Origin of the sequence: Pseudomonas viridiflava (genome assembly GCF_001642795.1) — a bacterium.
Taxonomy (GTDB): Bacteria; Pseudomonadota; Gammaproteobacteria; order Pseudomonadales; family Pseudomonadaceae; genus Aquipseudomonas; species Aquipseudomonas viridiflava.
Genome location: NZ_LKEH01000030.1, coordinates 9,038 through 29,216 on the forward strand (window position 1 = coordinate 9,038; position 20,179 = coordinate 29,216).

Below are 20,179 nucleotides of genomic sequence, written 5' to 3' on the forward strand. Positions count from 1 at the left end.
CAGCGACAGGGCTGCTTAGCCGATATCCGGCAGTCCCCAGTCCTTGAGCGAGAACTCGGCCAGTGAATCAATGACCAGATCCGCATGCTCATACTGTTCACGCGGCATGTGCGAATCAGGCACTGCTACGGCATACATGCCCGCCGCCTTGGCTGCCGTGACGCCGAACGGCGAGTCCTCGAACACCAGGCAATCGGCCGGGTCCACGCCCAGACGGCGCGCGGCTACCAGAAAAATGTCCGGCGCCGGCTTGGCGGCCGTCACGTCCGGGTCATCAGCGGTCACCACGGTTTCGAACAGCTCGAACCAGGCGCGGTGCAGCGTGGTCTTGGCGTGGAAGTAATGCACCGACGAACTGGTGCCCACGGCGATCGGAATGTTGTGCTCGGCCAGATGACGCACCAGCGTCTCGGCACCCGGCATGGCAGGCGAATGCGGGAAGCGCTCGTCGAGCATCGGCTGGCGAATCTCCAGAAACTCCTCGGCGGTCATCGGCAGCTCGAGTGTTTTGGTCACGTACTCCGCAAAGTCGGTGGCGCCCCGGCCGATGGTGTGCTGCTTGATCGCCCAGTCAAACGTCTTGCCGTGGCGGCTGGCGATGGCGTGAGTAACTTCGGTGTAGATGCCTTCGCTGTCGAGCAGCAGGCCGTCCATATCGAAAATGACGGCCTTGATCGGGCCGCGTGGGTTCTGCGTCGTGCTCATGTGATTCCGTCCGGTCAGCAAATTCGTTTCAGCCTAACGTTTCCGCCAAGACCATGGCTACCCCATGTTTTAAGGAGCGTGTCTTGAAGGCAGTTTCAGAACGGCCTGTTCGCAACAAAAGGCAGAAGGCCATGTCCAAGGGGCACTCAATAAGTGCAAACGCACACAGAACTGACCAACAATGCTGGGCTGTCGCGAGCTGGCGGTGATAATCTCTCGCGACTTTTCGGCAGCGCTGCAGGCTCTGTCGACCCGCGACTCACAGGTGTGAACACACTGTGATTTCAGGGACGACTTCTCATCATCAGAACGGACATCTTCGAGTCACTATGAATAAATCAGCAGGTATAGCGGTTGGCGTGATCGTCGTGGCAGGAGCTCTGGCGACGGCTGGCGCCTGGTACACCGGTACTCAACTGGAAGGCGCGTTGAACGACTCCATCAGCCAGGCCAACCAGGAACTGGCGAAGTCGTTCAAGGGCACCGACACCAGCGTCAAGCTCGAAATGCTCTCCCTTGAGCGCCATTTCTTCAGCAGCACCGCGCACTACCGCGTCGATATCCAGAACCTGTCCGATAGCACACAGGGCGGGCAGTTCCTGTTCGTCGATCACATCCAGCACGGGCCGATCCCGCTGTCCCGCCTCAAGACCCTGAACCTGCTGCCTGTGATGGCGCTGAGCAATTTCGAGATGGAGAAAAGCCCAAGCTCGGAAAAATGGTTTGCGCTGAGCAAGGACGTATCGCCCCTCAAGGGTCAGGCCAGCATCGGTTATGACCGCGCCACCAAAGGCTGGGTGCAACTGGCACCGCTGGAAATGAACGAAACTGACGGTACGTTCAAATTCTCCGGCATGACTGTGAATGCCGCGTCCTCCGCCGACGCTCAGAAGTTCGACCTCGACGGCAGCCTGGACAACCTGCAGCTGAATGTCCTGTCGCCTGATGGTCCGGTGAACATCGAAGTCAAAGGCATGACGTTCGACACCGGCGGCACCAAGGGTAAATCCGGGTTTTACCTGGGCCATACCAACATGAAAATTCAGGCCGCCGCGTTCCAGCTGGTCGGCAAGCCGCAGGTGCAGCTCAAGGATTTCACCAACACCAACCTCGCTCAGGAAGATGCCGGTAACTTTGCCGCACAGGTCAACTACGACATCGGCATGATCGCCTATGGCGGCAAGGACGTCGGTGCCGCCCATCTGGGTATCAAGATCGCCAACTTCAATGCGGTGGCCACTCAGGCGTTGTACCAGCTCTACCAGAACACCATCCTGCCGCAACAGCAGGCCGCGATTCTGGCCGAGCGTCCGCTGCAGCTCGAACTGACGCCTGCCGAGCGTGAAGTGATGAACACCCAGACGAAAACGCTGCTGGCCGGCAAGCCTCGTATCGAACTGGAGAAACTCTCGCTCAAGACCGCCAACGGCGAAAGCCACATGCAGATCGCGGTGGACCTGACCGATCCGGGCTCGCTTGATCAGCCCGCTGATGCGCTGGCTGTGAAAACGGTAGGCGAGGTCAACGCCAAGGTCGTGCTTTCGAAGCCGATGATCCGCGACATCGTCACCCAGCAGGCCATTCGTGAAGGCCAGACCGACCTGAAGGCCATCGCCGATCAGGCCAGCGCTGCCAGTGACATGGCCAGCGCGATGGCCGAGATGATGCAACTGGCCAAGGTCGAGGGCGAAACCATCGTCTCCGACCTGCATTACGCCAACAACATGGTCGACTTCAACGGCCAGAAGATGACCCTGCAGCAGTTCATGGCGACGGTCATGGGCAAAGTCGGCGCACTGGGCGCCCAGTAAGCCTGCGTGTCGCTCGGGGCTGCAACCGCAGCCTCGGGCTACGCCTTCTTGAGGGACACGTCCCGCATCAGCGTTCTTATGACTTCCAGTGCTCGAAAATCCGCAGAGAACATCTACTGACAGTTGTGACAGTTGTGACAGTTGTGACAGGAGGCGAAGTCCTGATATCCGGTGGCACCGGGTTTTTTCGCTACTGAGTCAGCCCCACCAAGGTATCCGCCAACTGCCGGGTGCGTTGTGATGTTCCCGCCGTCATGTCGCTCGATCCCTCCAGCTCGCTCAACAACCCGGTCAGCGTGCCGACCTCGGCCGACTGCTCTTCGATATGCTGGGCGACCTTGCGAATCTCTTCAGCCAGACGCTCGATATCGGTGCCGATGTCGTTGGCGTTCTGCGAGGTCTTCTGCGCCAATTGCCGAACCTCGTCGGCCACCACTGCAAAGCCACGGCCCATCTCGCCTGCGCGTGCCGCTTCGATGGCGGCGTTGAGCGCCAGCAGGTTGGTCTGTCCGGCGATCTGCTGAATCGTCTGCACCACCGACTGGATGCGCAGGCTGGACTTGGCCAGTTCCCGCGAACCCGACACCACTTCGTCGGCCTGATTGACCAGGCTTTTGACGGTATCGCCCGCCTTGTCGATGACCTTCTCCTGATGCGTGATCGTCTGGGTCAGTTCATCCATCGAGACGTGCAACTCGCCTGAGTAGTGGCGCAGCTGCCCGGCAATCTCTTCCTGGTCCTGGTGAGCCTTGACCAGCACATCGCCCAGATCGCTCAGGCCACTGAACACCGGACGAATCTGCTCATCCAGACCGCTGGGATCAATGGACTGGACGAAGTTGCGCTGTTTGAACTGATCGATCTGTTTGACCACCACATGGCTCAGGCCCGCCAGTTTCTTGATCTGCCGACGCAGAAAGAACGCCTTGAACTCACCGTAGTAGGCGATGAAGTTGTCAATGTAGTCGTCGCGGAAGGACTGGCCCTCAGGCACCTTGAAAAAGAACACCGCGGTCAGCGTCTGATTGAGGTTCAGCCCGAGGATCTCCCCGAAGGTCGAGAAGCCCACGACAGGCGTGTCGCCGAACACATCGTTCATGCGGCCCAGTTCGCTGCCGTTGTTCAGGCGGCGCAGGATGCAGTCGCTCAACAACCCTAGCAACGGCTTGCCGGACTTGCCCTGCAGGAAGCGGGCGAAGTCCTTGCGTGTGCTGTCGATCATCGATGTTCGCTTGACCATCACCAGCTCTTCGCCCGGCGCAACGTCGCAGAACAGGTGGACCCGCTCGCTTTCGTAATCAATACGCGCGATGGAACGCACGAACAGTTCCTCGCCCACCCGGATGGCAAACGAGTACTGCGCCAGCTTGCTTTCCAGATCACGCCGCTCGCACTGCAACGCGTCACACAGTGCCGCCACCATGGTGCTGATCTCGCCACGCGCGTTGACCACTTGGCTGATGTAACGCTCTTCCAGCGACGCGGTCAGCACGCTCAGGCTCAGTGACGTAGGCTCGAAGTTCTGGCTTTTGAAAACCCCGAAACGCACATTCTTCGCGCTCTTGAGGAACACCACCTGAGCGTGGTTTTCGTAACTGCGCTTGCCGTCGTGGATCAACGTTTTCTGAAAGTCGCCCTTGCCACCCGCAGACCCTCCGACGAACAGACACGGAAAGCGCCCGGACTCATACAGCGCTTCCATGAAAAACGACTCCGACGCCGACAACCCGTCGAACGTGACATAGGCCAGCGTGTCGCGATGATCGATAGGCGTGCTCACTTGCGTGCGCTTGATCGAGTCGGTCAGCCGCGCAATACGCTCACGCATGGAAAGCCGCTTGCCCGCGCCGCGAATGTCCTCACTGTGCAACGGAATGTGCACCACCTCGGCACTCTTGATCACGCTGGCGTCGAACAACGCCAGCACGATCCGATCCCACTGATTGTCAGCTGCGCAATACAGCGAATCGTTACTCGAACACAACTCGCCCGACGTTGTGCACAAGCTGATTTTGGCATTCGGAAAACGCGCCGCCACAGACCGCGCGACCTGATCGAAATCGACATGCGGCGAGACGAAACCGGTGAGGTAAACCGGGTCGAAACTCAGGGCAGAGAGTTTTGCACTCAGCTCGCGGGCAGAGGTAATGACACTGAGAACGCCGCCGGTCCGCGTGGTAGTGGTCCGAAGACGGGATAGAAAGCTCATGATTGAGTCCGAAGAAGGTAGGAAGCGGGGCCGCGGGGGATGCGGTCAGATTCTTTTTCATCGGCTGGGAGGGGGATTGCGGTAGGGCTGACGGGTGAAAAACTGTCCGAATGGTCGGGATTTTGGATGGGTGGTTTCCGACTGTGTTTTAAAGAGGTGCCCAGACGGAGCGCTCATTGTCACGCTGATCGTTCCCACGCTCCAGCGTGGTAACGCCTCTCAGGACGCTCCGCGTCCGCTCTCGAATGTGGCGCAGAGCTTCACGGGCTGCATGCCCACGCGATGGACACGATCAGTGTTGAGGTGGGTTTGTGTATAACGATGAGGACGGAGCGTGGGGCGATATCCGGCCTCTAACGCTGCACACTGCTGCTGATCTGCCCCAGAAACTTCTGTGCGAAAAGCACTCGCTGCTCCGGAGTGTCAGCAGCGCCGCCTCGAGCCAGTTCTCTGATGCGAGCCTCCACCCCCTCGGCTCGACAGGCCAGGCCACATTCGTTGGCGATCTGTGCACTCAGGTCGGGTCGGGCGTTGATTTCAATAACCAGAGGCCCGAGATTCTGATCCAGCATCATGTCCACTTCGATGTAACCCAGCCCGCAAAGCTCGTGGCACCTGGCAGCAAGCTTCATGAAGTCGTTCCAGGCCGGCAGCCGGAAACCTTCGACAACCTCAGTCTTGTCCAGAGGCTTTCCAATATCCTTGAGCCAGGTACCTCGCAAGGTCATGCCAGACGCGATGTCGATCCCGACACCGATGGCGTCCGGTTGCCGACTGGTCCAGCCGGCCGATTGCCGCGTGGGAATACGCAGCATGGCCATCACCGGGTAGCCCATCAACACGGTAACGCGAATGTCCGGAACCCCGTCACCGCTGAAGCCTTGAAAGACGTCGTCCGGAATAACCCGATACTCGACCAGCGCACGATCCTTGTCGCCCCGCGAATAGGCTCCGCTGAGGATGTCTGAAACATGGTCCTCAATGTCCGCGTGGGTGACGATCTGCCCGGACAGCGTTCGATAACGGTCTTCGAAGCGTTCGGTGATAACCAGAATGCCTTTTCCGCCCGTGCCTCGGGCAGGTTTGATGACAAAGTCACTGTGCCCGTCGACAATCTGGCCGAGCTTTCTGATCTCTCTTTCAATGGCAATGACGCCATAGGTCTGCGGCGCTTCAAGGCCCGCCTGCGTCGCCCGTTCCTTGGTAAGGATCTTGTCATCGGCCAACTTGCTGAGCCTGCGCTTGTTGTACTTGAGTTCATAGTCGAGATCGCGCCGATTGATGCCCGGTATGCCCCATGCGTTCAGGGCCTTGCGGATTTTCCACAGGCCGGTCATTAGGCTTTTCTCTCCACGAACGCTTTCAGCTCGACCAGCTCTGTCAGGCGATAGCCGCGATAGCGACCCATCGCCAGCATAAAGCCGGTCAGGACCAGCAGCACGGCCGGGAAGGTAAAGACGAAGTAGACCAGCTCCGGCACGCTCATGATGATGTGTGCCAGCGACGCGGCGAAGAGGGTGCCGATTGCAACTTTCAGGGCGTGCCCGCCGCCGCTTTCCTCCCAGGTAATGGACAGGCGCTCGATGGTCATCGTCAAAATCACCATCGGAAACAGAGCCACCGAAAGCCCGCGCTCCAACCCCAGCTTGTGGCTGAGCAGGCTGACCGCGGCAATCAATATCACGACAAAGGTCAGCACTACGGACAGGCGAGGCAGCATCTGCAGTTTCAGGTGTTCAAGATAAGAGCGAAGCATCAGGCCCAATGCGGTGATGCCCGTGAACAGCAGAATGCCAAAGTCGAGTTGGGTTTCCCTGAACGCCAGCGCGATGAGCACCGGGGTGAACGTGCCCAGTGTCTGAAGACCGATCAAGTTGCGCAGCAGCAAAATCACCAGCACGCCGACCGGGATCACAATCATGATCATGAATGTTTTCTGAGTCTCCAGCGGCAGACCGTACAACGAATAGGACAGAAAACTTTTTTCTGCGCTTGCGTCCGCCAGCTTGGCCAACTGCATGGCGTTCATTTCGCTGTTGTTCAGGCTGAAGCTTACCGTTGCGTTCTTTCCGCCATCGACAGTGATCAGGTCTTCGTTACCGATCCACCACAACAGCCTGTCATCCGGTAACCCGGCCTGGCCTGTGTCCGGGTTGAAGTACAGCCACTTCTTGCCATTGAAACTGCGCAGCCAGAGTTCGGGTGTTTGCGGCTGATCGGCTACCAGCCGGATCGTGTGGACTCTTTCCATCGGAACATGTGCGAGCGAGAGCAGCAACTCAGTGATCTGCGCTTTTTTCTCTACCGACGTATTGCCAGCCAGCAGGAACCTCGCGTCATCGTTACCCGTATCGTTGACGCGCTTGATGGCCTCGCTCATGAAGGTTTCGACATCGGCGGAATGCCGGCGGATCGGCGCCACCAGAGCCTCTGCCGCGATTTTCTCTGCACCCGCAACCGGCAGACTGTCGCGATAGATCGGTCCTTTTTCCTTGGGCTTCTCTCCACGATATCGCTCGGTCAGCACCAGCCGGTAATACAGCTCCTGAGTCCCCTTGGCCCGACGCGATGACCAGGTCGCCTTGCGATTGCCGTCCACCACATTGACGCTCACGCCATAGTTCCTGGAAATGAAGCTTTCGTTGAGGTTTACGTAGTCCGATGTCAGCGAAGGCAAGAACATCTGAACCTTGATCGCGTCCCCGACATTGGCCTGAAACTCTACCTTGGCATCAATGTTCCAGAGATGATCGGTTTCATTCTGAGTCATCGGGATGCCGAGAACGGCAATCTGATAGGCCGTAATTCCGATCCCAAGCAGGGTCAGAATCGCGATCAGAAACTTCAGGTGGAGTGAGGTGGCGCGCATGGCTTTACTCTGCGTTGAGCGATGACGAGGTGAGTGTTGATATCGAGGTACTACGTCCGTGTGAGCAGACCATCATCTTCAGCATCGTGTGCGGATGGCCAGACAAGCAATCGCGTGCTGACATCCCAGGCAGGATTGGCCGGATAGTTAAACAGCCAGTTTCCGCTGCCGACATCTGCAAAGAACGTTTTGATCGTTGCAAAGCGGGATGGCACGCTCTTGACGCGTACAGATCAGGACAGGCACGACCCTGATCTGAGTCTGAAAGGAAGGGCTGATCACGCCTGATGGGGCCATGCATCCGACAATCAGCAGAGGGGCCTTCAGGCAGAGTGGTGGTGGGGGCTTTAGCGTCCAGCATGCATTGAATTCCATCCATTGAATAAGCATGACTCGGAAATTTGATTCCTTCGTGGCGGGTAGCATATTGCTATTTCCGCAGGCTTGGATACCTCTATCTGCTGGTGATGGAGGCGATTTTAGCGTGGGCCTCTGGAGGAGGATCAGTACGGGGGAAGCGCCTTAATCGCTTAACCGTACATGTGCAGCAGATCCTCGATCGGCTTGAGCTCATGTACCGCGAGCGGTGTTATGCCGAGCATGTTTCGTTGTTAGCTACCAGAGTTTCTCTACATTCACCCCGCATCCATTGGTGCGGATTCTATCCAGCAAATGATTTAGCGTGATAACAGGTTTTCCGATGTTTTGAGCGGTATACTCTTTCCGAAAGATTTTGAAAGTTAATAATCATCTAAGTTGCTCTCACTCTTAAAGTTGTCCTGAGTGTTCGCTAGCTCTTTATAATTAACAATTTTTCTGAATCTATTAATGCAATTTTTAGCTCGCTATCTTTCTTTCGCTAGGTGTCGACTCTATGTTGTAGGTCTGACTTAACTTCCAATTATGTTTTAAATAAAAAAGGCGTCAGGTGGTATTCTAGGTATAAGCATTTAAAGGCTCTCGAGGTTGGCTTTGCATCCATTGTTTTTCAATCGTAAGATTTCTTCTTCAAATGTGTATTTCTGCAGGTTTTCAGCTTTTTTATCATATTCTTTTCTTAGCAATCTAAATAAGACCCCTATATTTTTCTTGCTTTTTTTGTCAAGGCTTTCAATAAGGTCGTATTGGTTGTCTGATAGTAAAGGAAGTTTTTTTCTGAGGATATAATAAGCGCTTATGTTAGAAAGTAATCCGTGCGCATCTAAGTAATTTTCTTCCAGATACTTCACGTAATCATCGAAAATGCTAGTTAGTAGGCTTTGCGCTGCTTTCTGATTTTTCAAGAAGCCGCACATCTCTTGCCAATTACTGATATAGAGGTGATCTCCCCAGTCAGAGCCTCTGGCGAAATAGATGCCTTCACCTTTGAAGAATTCAGATATTTCATGTCTATCTAATGCTGTTTCGAAAGTAGTTGTCATTGAAGTTGCTCCCAGTCTTCAAAATTCTTCAATAATGTTCCAACGTCACTGTTATGGGTTACCTTTTCTGAACCAATTAGAGCGGCCTCCTTTGTTCCGCTTTTGGTCGCTCCACCTGGAACCCATTCATTAGGATAGGCGCCATTTTCTCGTCCATTTGGCATCTCATAACTAAATCGCGGGTCATCTGGTTTTATTTTGACAATCCATATGCCCTCTCCATCAAGATTCTTTGCGCCAAGATTTAGTTCTTCATTCAGGACTTTCCAGTCATTACCTGATGCTTTATATTTCGCAACAACACTTTCCATTTCCGATGTTAATCCTACAAATTTTCGTTGCGGAAAATCCGGGAATCTCGATCCGGTGATCCAACTTTCAATTACGACAAACGACCCACCTTCTTTTGCAAAAAGCTCCCGATGAGCGGTTACATAACTCTCTGGAAGATAGTCGCCAGGATTCGGTGGCCGATCCGCTTTGTCCATGTCGATAATTTCGTCGAACTTTTCCTGAGTCATTGGTAAGTGGTCAGGTTTAGTAGCGTTCGCGGAGTTTGTAGGAAGCTTACAATCAGGTCCTGGACAAGCCGAACTCAACCCCAACGGATCCACCCACCCCGTCGGGTTAGGCACGTACTGGTAGTTGTTCAACCCACCCGCAAGTTTGATCGGGTCCGGTGTCAGAAACCGTCCAGTGCCCGGATTGTAATAGCGATGGCGGTTGTAGTGTAGGCCCGTCTCGGCATCGAAGTACTGACCCTGGAAGCGCAGCGGGTTGTCGATTTCGGCGATGTCGAGGGTGGCGAGGTTGCCGTAAGCCCGGTATTTGGCCGACCACATGATCTCGCCGCTGTAATCGGTGAGTTCCTGTGGGGTGCCGAGGTGGTCAAGCTGGTAGTAGAACGGCTGGGCCTTCAGCGGACCTTCGCCATCGAGCATTGCCAAGGGGCGAAAGGTGCCCGGCTCGTGGATGTAGGTGCGATAACGGTTGGTTGCGCTTTCGGCGATGAGCCGTTCGCCTTGCCAGAGGAATTCGGTGGTATGGCTATCGACGGTCTTTTCGATGCGGCGGCCAAAGGCGTCGTATTTGTAGGACGCGGTACTGCCGCCCGGCAGGCTGACGCCGATCAGGCGGTGCTGGCAGTCGTAGCGGTATTCGGTGACGAGTTTCTGGCCGGTGCCGCGTCGCTCGCGGATCTGGTTGCCGTAGGCGTCGTAGTCGTAGTGCCGGTCGCCCTGCATGAGCAGGCGGTTGCCTTTGACGTTGGCCAGGTTGGCGACGGGCAGGTCGTTCTGGGCGAGCAGGTTGCCGGCCGGGTCATGGGCGAAGCTTTCCGGTGTGCTGCCGCGCACGCTGATCAGGCGATCCAGCGGGTCGTAGTGGAAGCTGCGGTTGCCTTTTCGGCTGTCGTTGACGCCTGCCAGATTGCCATTTGCGTCGTACGCGTAGTGGCGGTGGAACAGGTTGCGGTCCTGCTGGCTGACACTGTGGGCCTGAAGGCGGCCCTGGTCATCGTACTGATACTGGCTGAGCAACAGACCCTGCTGGCGTTGCTGCTCGCGACCGGCGATGAACTGGTGTGTGGTCAGGCGCGAGCCGTTGAGGTCAATGCTGCCAAGCTGGCCGCCGCGCTGGTGGTGGTAATCGAGTTTGCTGCCGTCAGGCAGGCGGCAATGACTCAACTGGCCAAGCGCGTCGTACTCATAACGCGTGGTGCCCCAGCCCTGATGCTCGGTAATCAGGCGATCCTGCAGGTCGTATTCGTAAGCGAGCGGCCAGTGACCGTCGTCGACGCTGACCAGGCGGCCTAGAGCGTCGTAGCGGTAGTGGACCGCGCTGCCATCGGCCAGGGTTTTGACCAGCAGGCGGCCAGCGCTGTCGCGCTGATACTCGGTGACGAGTTCGCTGCCGTCGTCGCCGAACTCGGTTTTCTTGAGCAGCTGGCCGTTGAGGTCGTATTCATAGGCGGTAGTGCGGCCATCGAAGCCGGTTTCCCGCTGGATCAGACCATTGCTGTAGTAGTCGAGGTGATAGTGCTCGCCGCGCTCGTTTTCGATTTCGGTGAGCAGCAGGCGGGCATTGTCGTAGCGATAACGCAGTTGGCTGCCATCTGGGTTGATGCGGCGGCTGACCAGATGCAGGTTGTCGGCGTATTCATAGCGGGTGATGCGGCCCAGCTCATCGCGTTCGGCAGTGACTTTGCCATAGGCGTTGTAGGTAAAAGCGCGGGTGGCGCCGCCGGGCAAAGTGATTTGCGCCAGACGGTTAGCTGCGTCCCACTGGTAATGGGTGATGGCGCCGGTTTCTTCCTGACGGGTGATCTGCCGACCCAGCGCGTCGTAACGGTATTTGCGCTGACCGCCATCAGGCAGGCGCTCTTCGAGCAACTGGCCAAGGCCGTTCCAGCCCAGCGTGTGGCGACTGCCGTCGGGGTGACGGATTTCCAGCAGGCGACCGTGCAGGTCGTAGCTGTAATGGGTTTCGTTGCCGTCCGGATCGATCTGGACGGTGATGTCGCCTTGACGATTTCGATCGTATTTCCATCGCGCTTCGCCACGTTCGACGCTTACCAGTTGGCCGTCGAAATAGCCGTAATAGGTTGGAAGTCCTTCAGAGGGAATGAGGGCGATCAGGCGTCCGGCATCGTTGTAGCGGTATTCAGTGACTGCGTCGAGTGCATCTTTTTCTGCAATCAGACGACCTTGTTCGTCGTAGATTTTCTGTAATTTTGCGCCATCAGGATCGGTTTGGCTGACCAGCCGCGCATTGGTGTCATGCACGTAGACCTGTTCGCTGCCGTCAGCATTGATGACCGTGGCTGTTCCGTTGTCATTCCAGACGTAGCGTATGTCCATCTGCGAGTAGTTGGCCCACTGACGCACGCAGCGTGAGGCCTTGCCTTCGCGCTCCCATTCCCAATGGAAGCTGGCACCACCGGCCAACTGCCGTTCGAGAATGACGTGCTGATCACTGTAACGATAGTGCTCGCTTTCACCGGCTGCGTTTGTGGCGCGGACCAGTTGATGTCGCTCGTTGTAGTGGTAGGTGACGAGGGTCTGTACTGTCAGCCATGGATCCTGTCGCTTGCCTTGCTCGTCATATTCCGGACGTTGTTGCTGGTACTCGACCGAGGCGATGTGTCGGTCGTTGTAACGCAACAGCAGCGAGCGTCCTGCTCCGTTGTCGATACGCTGGATGCGATCAACAAGGTCGTATTCGATATGTAGCTGGTTATCGTAGGCATCGCTGATGGTTGTCAGCCGACCGGCGCGGAAATGATAGAAGCGCGGCTTTTGTCCCGCTTGGGTCAGAATCAGTTCGCCTGGGGCATCACCTACAAAAATCGCTGCACTGGCCAGGCTGTTGGTAATGGCCGGACGCCGCTCGGTCGGCATCGGGAAGCGGGTCTGACGATTCTCGTTGTCAGTCCAGAGCACACCCTCATCGTCCAGTTGCAGGCGGTGGGAGAGCGAATGGCTCCAGCCGTAGCCCAGACGGCTATCGATTTCGACTGCGCTCGTCCGGTACAGGCGTGTCCATTCGAGATTCAAGAGTCCGCCGAGCTCACCGTCGGTGAGGGTCAGAAGCTCTTCCCCTGTGACCATTGAAACAGGGTCGCCGTTGGTGCAGGTTTTCTTCGCAGGTTCTGCAGGTTCATCAGCCGGGTTCTTCGACTGTGCAGGCGCGTCGTCGACGTGCTCTTTCTGTTCGACCTTTGTCGCGTTCTTCTTCTTGCCCCGTGCCTGAACCTGCGCGTCCGGTTCCACTGTGCCGGAAATGGGCGGCTTTTTCTTCGGAGCTGTAGCCGTGACAGCCGGTTTTGGTGGCGCGATGGCGACATCCGTCTTGCGCGCAGGGTTCAGCTTTGCCTCTGCATTCAGCAGCAGGGGCTTGGCGGTTTCGGCGTGAGCCTGTGCGTTTTTCCGGCTGAGCTTCATCAACATCGAGGTGAAGTCTTCAATCAGCGCCATGACTTTGCCGCTGTTTTGCGTCGCTTTGAGTGCTTTGGTGGCAACCCTTACAGTCAGGCCGATACCACCGGTCAGCACGACGCCGATCAAGATGTTCATCAGCACTTCGGTGGTCAGTTCGGCGAGCACTTCAGTACAGGTCTGCGGCGGCAGCATCTTGACCCACGCTACAATCGCAGCCACATAGATCCACATCAGCGGCTCGTCGCTGGCAATCAGCAACGCCGTGTGGATGGCTTCTTTAGACGCGTTGTAGATGCGTTTGATTTCTTCCTCGGTGAAGAACTTTTTCAGCTTTTCGTAGTTTTCCCGGGGATGGGCGACCAGGTTGTAGAGACTTTTTATATCCCCCCACAAGCCCATGATGGCTTTGAGAAAACCTTTCCAGGCCGAATCCAGTTGCTGCATGGCTCGCCCGGTCATGGACGCGTCGCTATGCGCCTGCCAGAGCGGCAGAAAGTCCGTACTCCACTGGGTGGTCAGCCAGCCGCTAAGCTCACCTATGACGCCCTGATATGAGTTGAACAGGCTGTCGATCTGTGCGGGCGTCGGGTTGGGGAAAAAAGTGATCTTGTATTGCTGGTTCGGCTTGAGCCCCGTGACTTCTTTGATGCCGCTGGGGCCAATGGTCACGTTGATAGGACCGCCAGCCTCATTCTTGCCCATGAATAAACCGTCGACCACAGGCACAAGTCGCACAGGCGTGTTGCCGATCGGCACGAAACGCGCGGACTCGAAGCTGTGCACCAGCTTGAGTTTGCCGTTGGCCGGGCATGTCGCATACAGGTCAGCGCTGCTCTTGCTGTCCTTGTCCTGGGTGCCGACTTCATCGCCTACCTGAAACTGCTGTTCCGCATCCAGAATACCGCCATACCAGGCCTCGGCATGTTTGCGGTAGTCCGCGAGGCACTTCTTGAAGTCCTTGATGATGACCTGAGCATCGGGTTGCTCGGCTGTCAGGTTGCCGACGATAGAACCCATGGAAATGTTCATACGGTCACCTCATTCTCCAAGTGGGCTTTCAGGAGCCCGGTATAGTTTTCTTCCGTGAGCGAGGTACGCTTTACGAAACGCGCCACTTTCTGCCGCAGATTGGATTCGGGAAACGAGAAGTACAGTTCGGCTTCATTTTCTTGCAGCCACTGCATCATGTTGTCGATGACAGTGTTGGGATCGTCGCCCGCAAGCTTTTTAATCAGTGCATCCGGCACGCTCCACCAAGGGAACGGCATCGGATCACCGACGACCCCCTGACCGGTTGTCAAAGCTCGTCCGTTGATCAGATAACGATCAAAAACCGGAACCACCTCAGACGCTTCTGCGCCGAGTTCGCTCAGAATCGGATAAATATGCCGCCCATCCCAAAACCGGAAAAACACCTCGGCCCCGTCCGGCATCTTCACTTGGGTCAGACTGCGCAGGTGTTCGAACACCACCTGCGGTGGATGCGTCGAAACGGCCAGCCAGCCCCAGTCCTCGGCATCGGTTTCAGCAATCCAGGTCAGGAAGGCTGATCGAGGCTTGAGTTCGCTCAGGTAGGGCATCACCGGTTGCCAGGTGTCATAAGGCGTGCCGCCCCAGATCGGAATGAATCCGGCGTCTGGCTCAGTCATGTGCAGGGTTTTAAGCGCGTCGGCATCACTGGCGGCGCTGACGACCACGTACAGGTGTTCGTCCTTGCGCAACGGTTGTTGCGTCAGCCAGTCTCGTGGCGTGAGTCGGTCAGATCGCACAGGCACCGTCCTTGCACTTCTCGCATTCTTCACAGAACGGTGCATTGCGTTTGAGGGTGTTGATTTGCGCCGGGGTCAGTACCGCACCGGCCTTGTCGGCATCGGCCTGCTGTAGCGGACCCGGCATCAGCGGGGCTGCCGGGGTGCCGCTGCCGGGACTGCCGCCGGTATTGACGTTGATCACCGGGCCGCTCAGGGTGACGCCGCTGGCGTCGATTTTGATGAAGCTGCCGCCCGCTTTGAGGGTCAGTTCGCTACCGGCCTCAAGCACGACCTTCATGCCGCTGCTCAGGTGGATTTCCTGACCGGCTTCGATGAACTGGCCGGTGCCGATCTTCACGTGCTGATTGACCGCCACGGTCAGGTGATCGTCGGCACGGGCTTCGACCTTGCGGTCGGCGTAGACGGTGTGGTGTTCCTCGGCCTTGAACTCGCTGTAACTGTTCTGCTCGACGGTGTCGTGTCGCTCGTTGCCGACGCGGATCTTCTGGTCGTGCTCGACGTTCTCGTCCCAGTCGCGCTGGGCGTGCAGGTAGATCTGCTCCTGTCCCTTGCGGTCCTCGATGCGCAGTTCGTTATAACCGCCGCCGCCCGGTGAGCTGAGGGTCTTGAACGTGCTGCGGGTCTTGTTTGCCGGCAGGTCGTACGGAACGACATTTTCCTTGTGGTACAGGCAGCCAGTGATCAGCGGCTGATCGGGGTCGCCTTCCAGGAAGGTCACCAGCACTTCCATGCCAATGCGCGGAATGGCGATGCCGCCGTACATCGCGCCAGCCCAGGCGGATGAGACCCGCAGCCAGCAACTGGTCTTGTCGTCGGCCTGGCCTTCGCGATCCCAATGGAACTGCACTTTGACGCGGCCGTACTGATCGCAGTGAATCTCTTCGCCCTGAGGGCCTGTGACCACGGCGCTCTGGCTGCCGAGAATACGTGGCTTGGGGTGGTCCAGCGGCGGCCGGTTCGGCACGTCCCACGGGGTGGCCTGGAAACGGTTGCGGTAGCCCTGATGGAAGTCATCCTTCAGGTCGGTCGTGTCGCTGGTGACCGACTCTTCCAGCACTTGCGGCTGCTTGCCTTCGTGCAGGATTTCAGTGAGCAGCCACAGGTCGTTCCATTTGGCCTTGGGGTGTTGAGTCATGGCCAGGAAATGGCCACTGACTAGCAACGGCTGATCGCTCTTGCCTTCGACCAACTGGTAGTCGCTGCGATGACGCTCCAGCGCTCGCTTGGCGAGGTGCTTGCCCCGGTCCCGGTCGACAAAGCGGCCGGGGTAGTCGTAATCCTCGAGGTCAGGCAGTGCGTCGCCACGGTTTTCGCTTTCCAGCGTCATGCGCGGCTTTTCGAAATCGTAGTCGCGACGGGTCGTGCGGCTGGTGCGGGTCTCCAAGCGCAGGTCGAAACGCTTGATCACCGGGTCGCTGGCGACCATGCCGGAGTCCTGCTGATAAGCCACGGGCGCCAGTTTCGGGAACACCGTCTGGTCATCGCCGAACACCAGCGTGTGGCCGGTGGTGCTGTGCTGGAAGTGGTAATGGATACCTTCTTCCTCGCACAGGCGCTGGACGAAGTGCAGGTCCGATTCATCGTACTGAACGCAGTAAATGCGTTCCGGGTACGTTGCCCCGACCTTGAACTGGTAGGCGTTGCTCTGAATGCCGTGTTCTTCGAGGACCTGGCCGATGATTTTCGGCACGCTCAGGTTCTGGAAGATGCGCTGGTTGATGCGGTGCGCCAGGTACGCCAGCTGTGGGCGCAGGGTCACGGCGTAGCGGGTCAGCCGCTTGCCGGAATCGCCCTGGGCGGCGCGGTAGATCTGGCCGTGAATGCCGCTGCCGTCAGGCGAAAGCTGCAGAAAGGCCGGTTTGTGCAGCAACGTTTCGAGGTCCAGGGACGGTTGCTCACTGACCAGCTCTACCTCGAAGGCGAATGGCTGGCTGATGGCTTCCCGGCCGGTAAGGGCGAACACTTGAAGGTCGTTCGAAAGCCCTTCTACGGTCAGGCTGAAGTGAGTCTGATTGGCCGGCGCGAACATCCCTTGTTCCTCGTGCAGTGCTGCTGCGCGCGTCGAGGCTCAACTAAAGCGGCCCGGCACACGCGAAATTCTGGAGGGGCGTAAACAACATCGACCAGCAGAGCTGGCCGATGCTTGAAGCGGTCGGCGCGACTTAGCCGGCGACCGGGGAACGCCAGTCATCGGAACCCGAAGTACCGGATACTTCGTGGGTCCAGGTGATTTTGCGGTAGGTGAACTCTACATCTTCCAGGTGAGTGAAGTGCGCGTTCGCCGGGTCCTGGCAGTTGTGCATGTAGTCCTTGATGTCGACGATGATCGCGTCTTCAAGTTTGGTGGTGAAGTAGTGTTCCTGGGTGCCGGCAGCCGAAGTGCGGTACCACTGGATGGTGATCTCGGTCAGGCGCTCGCCCGACGTCAGTGCTGCCAGCAGCAGTGGCGAGGACTTGTCGAACACCTTGGTGATCTTGACTGGCTTGTGAACGCGCTGACCGGTTGGCTGACCGGACTGTGGGTCACGCGGGATGATGACTTCGTGGCTGAAACCCTGAACCATGACCTGGTCTTCGTGACCTTCCTGGTAGGTGTTGCCGACCGAATCAGCGGTGAAGGCACCGGCAGTGATCAGGCCTTGTTTGGTGCCGGTGATGGACATGTACGCTGGCGTAGCCATGGAGGTGCTCCTTGCTGAATAAGTGAAGGTGCCCGGAGGCGAAATCGCCCGGAGGGTGCCTTGCAGATATCAAGCTTCGTGCCAGCTTGCAGGCAGCGTCTGTAAATCAGGCAGTTACCTGACATGGCGTGGGAAAAGGAGGNCGCCATTTCTTGCGCATGATGGCCATATGATGCTTTTTCGTGTAGTTGGTGTGTAATCCAGTCATAGAGATGTTTATGAAATTTATTGCATCTTTTTGGGTGCAGTTTGAAACCTAGTTCTCATGATGTGTGTCATACAACCTTATTATTTTTTTATGAAATTTTCGCATTTATTTTTTCAACTTTTTCGTTCCGTCGCGTAGACATCCCATAACAGAATTTTCTGCTGAAAAGGCTCTGTGTCGCTGCTTTCAGGCGACTGGTCAAGGTGCATTTCGAGCGGCTCGGCAATGCGTTTTCGTTATAAAAAGAAATTTCCTACAGAAAATGAAAACGCGTCTCCTTGATGTTTAATCGAATGCTTGCTAGTGGCCATCTCCGTGAGTAAGATTCCGACCTCTGAAAGCGTAAGACTCTCGACCGGCCAGCCGCGTGGTCGAGGCTTTTTGGCGCTTTATGCCATCGCACCCTCTAATGGCCCAACGGATGTCGTCGTAATCGAAGGTCAAGGATGTCCTACTCAAGCAAACTTTCTGCCCACTACCTTGAACTTGCCAAAGTTCCTGTTTCCGCTGAAAACTTCGCGGGAGAGGACGTGCGCTTTTCGGTCGAGTTCGAGGCACTGGAAAGCGAGCTGGGTAAAGCGCAGTCCATGCACGAAGCCGGTCAGATCGACTGGCTTAAAATTCGAGAAAACAGTGAGAGCCTGCTTCGCACTCAGTCCAAGGACTTGCGCGTAGGCGCATGGCTTGCGTGGGCGCTCTACCAGCGAGAGTCCTTTCAAGGACTGTTGGCCGGACTCGGTGTTCTGCACCACCTTTGCGAACATCACTGGGCTGATATTCATCCCAGAAAAGCCCGCACGCGCGCCGCTGCCGTCGGCTGGCTGGTGCCGCGTCTCGAGCAGGTGCTTAACGAAAACGTCGCGATCAAAGAGCAGTTGCCAATGTTCCGGCGTCTGGTCGAACACCTTGAAGGCCTCGATAAAGCGTGCACTGAGCATCTGGGTGACGACGCTCCATTATTACTGCCGATTTCCCGCCGTCTGAAAAGCATGGTCCAGCGCGCGGCTGACAACCAGCCGGAGCCAGGCGTGGTTGGTGCAGCGGTTGCGCAGGTCAAACAGGCGGCCACACAGCTGTTCACGCCCGGCGCGCCTATCGATAACGAAAAGGAAGCGCACAAGGCCCTGCGTGCCCAGCAGGAAAACGCACGTCCTCTGTGTGCCTGGTGGCTTAAACAGAAGGCCAGCGATCTGCGAGCCTTGCGCCTCAATCGCACATTGCTGTGGCTGCCGATCGATGCAATCCCCGAGCGAAACGCCGAGCAGATCACGGCTCTGCGCGGGTTGCCTGCAGACAAGCTCAAGGCCTATCAGGATCGCTACGATCAGGCCAAATATGCCGATCTTCTGGTCGAACTGGAAGCGAGTCTGGCGAAGGCGCCATTCTGGTTCGACGGCCAGCGCATGGCGTGGGAGTGCCTGCAAGGACTGAACGCCGAGATGGCCATGCGCGAAGTGGAAATCCATTTTGCGCTTCTGCTTCAGCGCCTGCCCGGCATCATCGAACTGCGCTATCACGACGGCACACCCTTTGCCGATCCGGCTACCCGGGCATGGGTCACCGCAAGCGTCATGCCGCACCTGCAAACCAACAGCGCACCGCGCAAGGTCGAAGTTGCCGATACCCAGCCAGCCTGGGAAGTAGCCCTCGAAGCGGCGCTGCCCATTCTGCGCAAGGACGGCCTGAAAGCCGCCGTGCAGCTTCTCAAGCAGGGGCTGCAAAAGGCGCAGGGCGGACGCGCTCGATTTTTCTGGCAGTTCGCCCTGGCCCGGCTGTGCTTTGTGGCCAAGAAATACGAACTGGCCAAGGCGCAACTCGAGACGCTGGATCAGACGTTACAGGAATCGGGCCTTCATGCATGGGAGCCCGATCTTGCACTGGAAGTACTGCATCTGCTGCATAGCTGCTGTGAGCTGTTACCGCAGAACCATGTAGTGCGCGAACGCAAGGAAGAGATTTATCGCAGGCTGTGCCACCTAGACCTCGAAGTGGTACTCGAATAGGCCCCAGGGCCACAACCGAAAGGAGAAAAGCCATGGCCAAAGAAGGCTCTGTAGCCCCAAAGGAACGCATCAACGTCACTTTCAAACCCGCTACCGGCGGTAATCAGGAAGAGATCGAGCTGCCGCTGAAGTTGTTGGCAATCGGTGATTACACCCATCGCAGGGACGAGCGCAAAGTTGAAGATCGCAAGCCGATCAGCATCGACAAGATGACCTTCGACGAAGTGTTGGCCAAGCAGGAGTTAGAGCTGACCCTGAACGTACCGAACCGTCTTCAGGATGAAGAAGGCGTAACGGAAGAGCTGCCTGTGAAGCTGCGTGTCAACTCGATGAAAGACTTCAACCCGGCCAGCCTGGTTGAACAGGTGCCGGAGCTGAAAAAGCTGATGGAACTGCGCGATGCGTTGGTGGCGCTCAAAGGCCCGCTGGGTAATGCGCCTGCGTTCCGCAAAGCCATCGAAAGCGTCCTCGCCGACGACGAATCCCGCGGTCGCGTATTGGGCGAACTGGGCCTGAAGCAGCCAGCCCCAGACGCCTGAGTCCCTATCAGCCAAGGAAGTCA

The 20,179-nt window shown here is 57.2% G+C and carries 11 protein-coding genes and 2 pseudogenes; 3 read left to right on the forward strand and 10 right to left on the reverse strand.

Annotation, left to right across the window (positions count from 1 at the left end; all coding sequences use genetic code 11):
- Positions 1-15 precede the first annotated feature (15 nt).
- Entirely contained in the window at positions 16-705 is a 690-nt protein-coding gene (locus AO065_RS17545) for an HAD-IA family hydrolase (protein WP_004882960.1), read from the reverse strand.
- 329 nt (positions 706-1,034) lie between these two features.
- Here AO065_RS17545 and AO065_RS17550 point away from each other — a divergent pair, with 329 nt between their 5' ends.
- On the forward strand, positions 1,035-2,516 hold the full coding sequence (locus tag AO065_RS17550) for a YdgA family protein (RefSeq protein ID WP_032651285.1): 1,482 nt from the start codon (positions 1,035-1,037) through the stop codon (positions 2,514-2,516).
- 190 nt (positions 2,517-2,706) lie between these two features.
- On the opposite strand, the pseudogene AO065_RS27890 reads toward AO065_RS17550, so the two are convergent.
- From AO065_RS27890 to AO065_RS17590, 9 genes and pseudogenes are all read right to left on the reverse strand, one after another.
- Positions 2,707-3,063, reverse strand: a pseudogene (locus AO065_RS27890) (methyl-accepting chemotaxis protein); the annotation flags it as partial.
- 555 nt (positions 3,064-3,618) lie between these two features.
- Positions 3,619-4,725, reverse strand: a pseudogene (locus AO065_RS27895) (FIST signal transduction protein); the annotation flags it as partial.
- 353 nt (positions 4,726-5,078) lie between these two features.
- Complete coding sequence (locus AO065_RS17560; RefSeq protein WP_004882963.1) at positions 5,079-6,062, reverse strand: alpha-L-glutamate ligase-like protein; 984 nt, start codon at positions 6,060-6,062, stop codon at positions 5,079-5,081.
- Positions 6,062-7,594: an osmotic stress tolerance membrane protein RloB gene (rloB, locus tag AO065_RS17565; protein WP_004882964.1), complete on the reverse strand. Its 1,533-nt coding sequence runs from the start codon at positions 7,592-7,594 to the stop codon at positions 6,062-6,064. Before rloB ends, AO065_RS17560 begins: the two co-directional genes overlap by 1 nt.
- Before the next feature lie 950 nt (positions 7,595-8,544).
- Complete coding sequence (locus AO065_RS17570) at positions 8,545-9,015, reverse strand: hypothetical protein (protein WP_004882965.1); 471 nt, start codon at positions 9,013-9,015, stop codon at positions 8,545-8,547.
- On the reverse strand, positions 9,012-13,982 hold the full coding sequence (locus AO065_RS17575) for an RHS repeat-associated core domain-containing protein (RefSeq protein ID WP_004882966.1): 4,971 nt from the start codon (positions 13,980-13,982) through the stop codon (positions 9,012-9,014). Before AO065_RS17575 ends, AO065_RS17570 begins: the two co-directional genes overlap by 4 nt.
- Positions 13,979-14,722 carry a DUF4123 domain-containing protein gene (locus tag AO065_RS17580; protein WP_004882967.1) on the reverse strand — a complete coding sequence of 248 codons (744 nt, stop codon included), beginning with the start codon at positions 14,720-14,722 and terminating at the stop codon, positions 13,979-13,981. The genes AO065_RS17575 and AO065_RS17580 overlap by 4 nt, the downstream gene beginning before the upstream one ends.
- A complete protein-coding gene (locus AO065_RS17585) occupies positions 14,712-16,754 on the reverse strand; it encodes a type VI secretion system Vgr family protein (RefSeq protein WP_004882968.1) in 2,043 nt (680 codons plus the stop codon). The genes AO065_RS17580 and AO065_RS17585 overlap by 11 nt, the downstream gene beginning before the upstream one ends.
- A gap of 133 nt (positions 16,755-16,887) precedes the next feature.
- Positions 16,888-17,406 (reverse strand): Hcp family type VI secretion system effector, encoded by a 519-nt coding sequence (locus AO065_RS17590; protein WP_004882969.1) that lies wholly within the window; start codon positions 17,404-17,406, stop codon positions 16,888-16,890.
- Between the two features lie 654 nt (positions 17,407-18,060).
- Between AO065_RS17590 and tssA the strand changes: the two genes are divergently transcribed.
- Both tssA and tssB read left to right on the forward strand, forming a co-directional pair.
- The gene (gene tssA, locus AO065_RS17595; protein WP_004882970.1) at positions 18,061-19,617 is read left to right on the forward strand and encodes a type VI secretion system protein TssA; all 1,557 of its coding nucleotides are present in this window, start codon (positions 18,061-18,063) and stop codon (positions 19,615-19,617) included.
- Between the two features lie 32 nt (positions 19,618-19,649).
- On the forward strand, positions 19,650-20,156 hold the full coding sequence (tssB, locus tag AO065_RS17600) for a type VI secretion system contractile sheath small subunit (RefSeq protein WP_004882971.1): 507 nt from the start codon (positions 19,650-19,652) through the stop codon (positions 20,154-20,156).
- The last annotated feature ends 23 nt before the right edge of the window (positions 20,157-20,179 follow it).

Excerpts from the sequence above, each read along its gene's own strand:
- rloB (WP_004882964.1), bottom strand. The coding sequence starts at position 7,594 with ATGCGCGCCACCTCACTCCACCTGAAGTTTCTGATCGCGATTCTGACC.
- tssB (WP_004882971.1), top strand. The coding sequence starts at position 19,650 with ATGGCCAAAGAAGGCTCTGTAGCCCCAAAGGAACGCATCAACGTCACT.
- AO065_RS17590 (WP_004882969.1), bottom strand. The coding sequence starts at position 17,406 with ATGGCTACGCCAGCGTACATGTCCATCACCGGCACCAAACAAGGCCTG.
- tssA (WP_004882970.1), top strand. The coding sequence starts at position 18,061 with ATGTCCTACTCAAGCAAACTTTCTGCCCACTACCTTGAACTTGCCAAA.
- AO065_RS17585 (WP_004882968.1), bottom strand. The coding sequence starts at position 16,754 with ATGTTCGCGCCGGCCAATCAGACTCACTTCAGCCTGACCGTAGAAGGG.
- AO065_RS17570 (WP_004882965.1), bottom strand. The coding sequence starts at position 9,015 with ATGACAACTACTTTCGAAACAGCATTAGATAGACATGAAATATCTGAA.
- AO065_RS17560 (WP_004882963.1), bottom strand. The coding sequence starts at position 6,062 with ATGACCGGCCTGTGGAAAATCCGCAAGGCCCTGAACGCATGGGGCATA.
- AO065_RS17545 (WP_004882960.1), bottom strand. The coding sequence starts at position 705 with ATGAGCACGACGCAGAACCCACGCGGCCCGATCAAGGCCGTCATTTTC.
- AO065_RS17575 (WP_004882966.1), bottom strand. The coding sequence starts at position 13,982 with ATGAACATTTCCATGGGTTCTATCGTCGGCAACCTGACAGCCGAGCAA.
- AO065_RS17550 (WP_032651285.1), top strand. The coding sequence starts at position 1,035 with ATGAATAAATCAGCAGGTATAGCGGTTGGCGTGATCGTCGTGGCAGGA.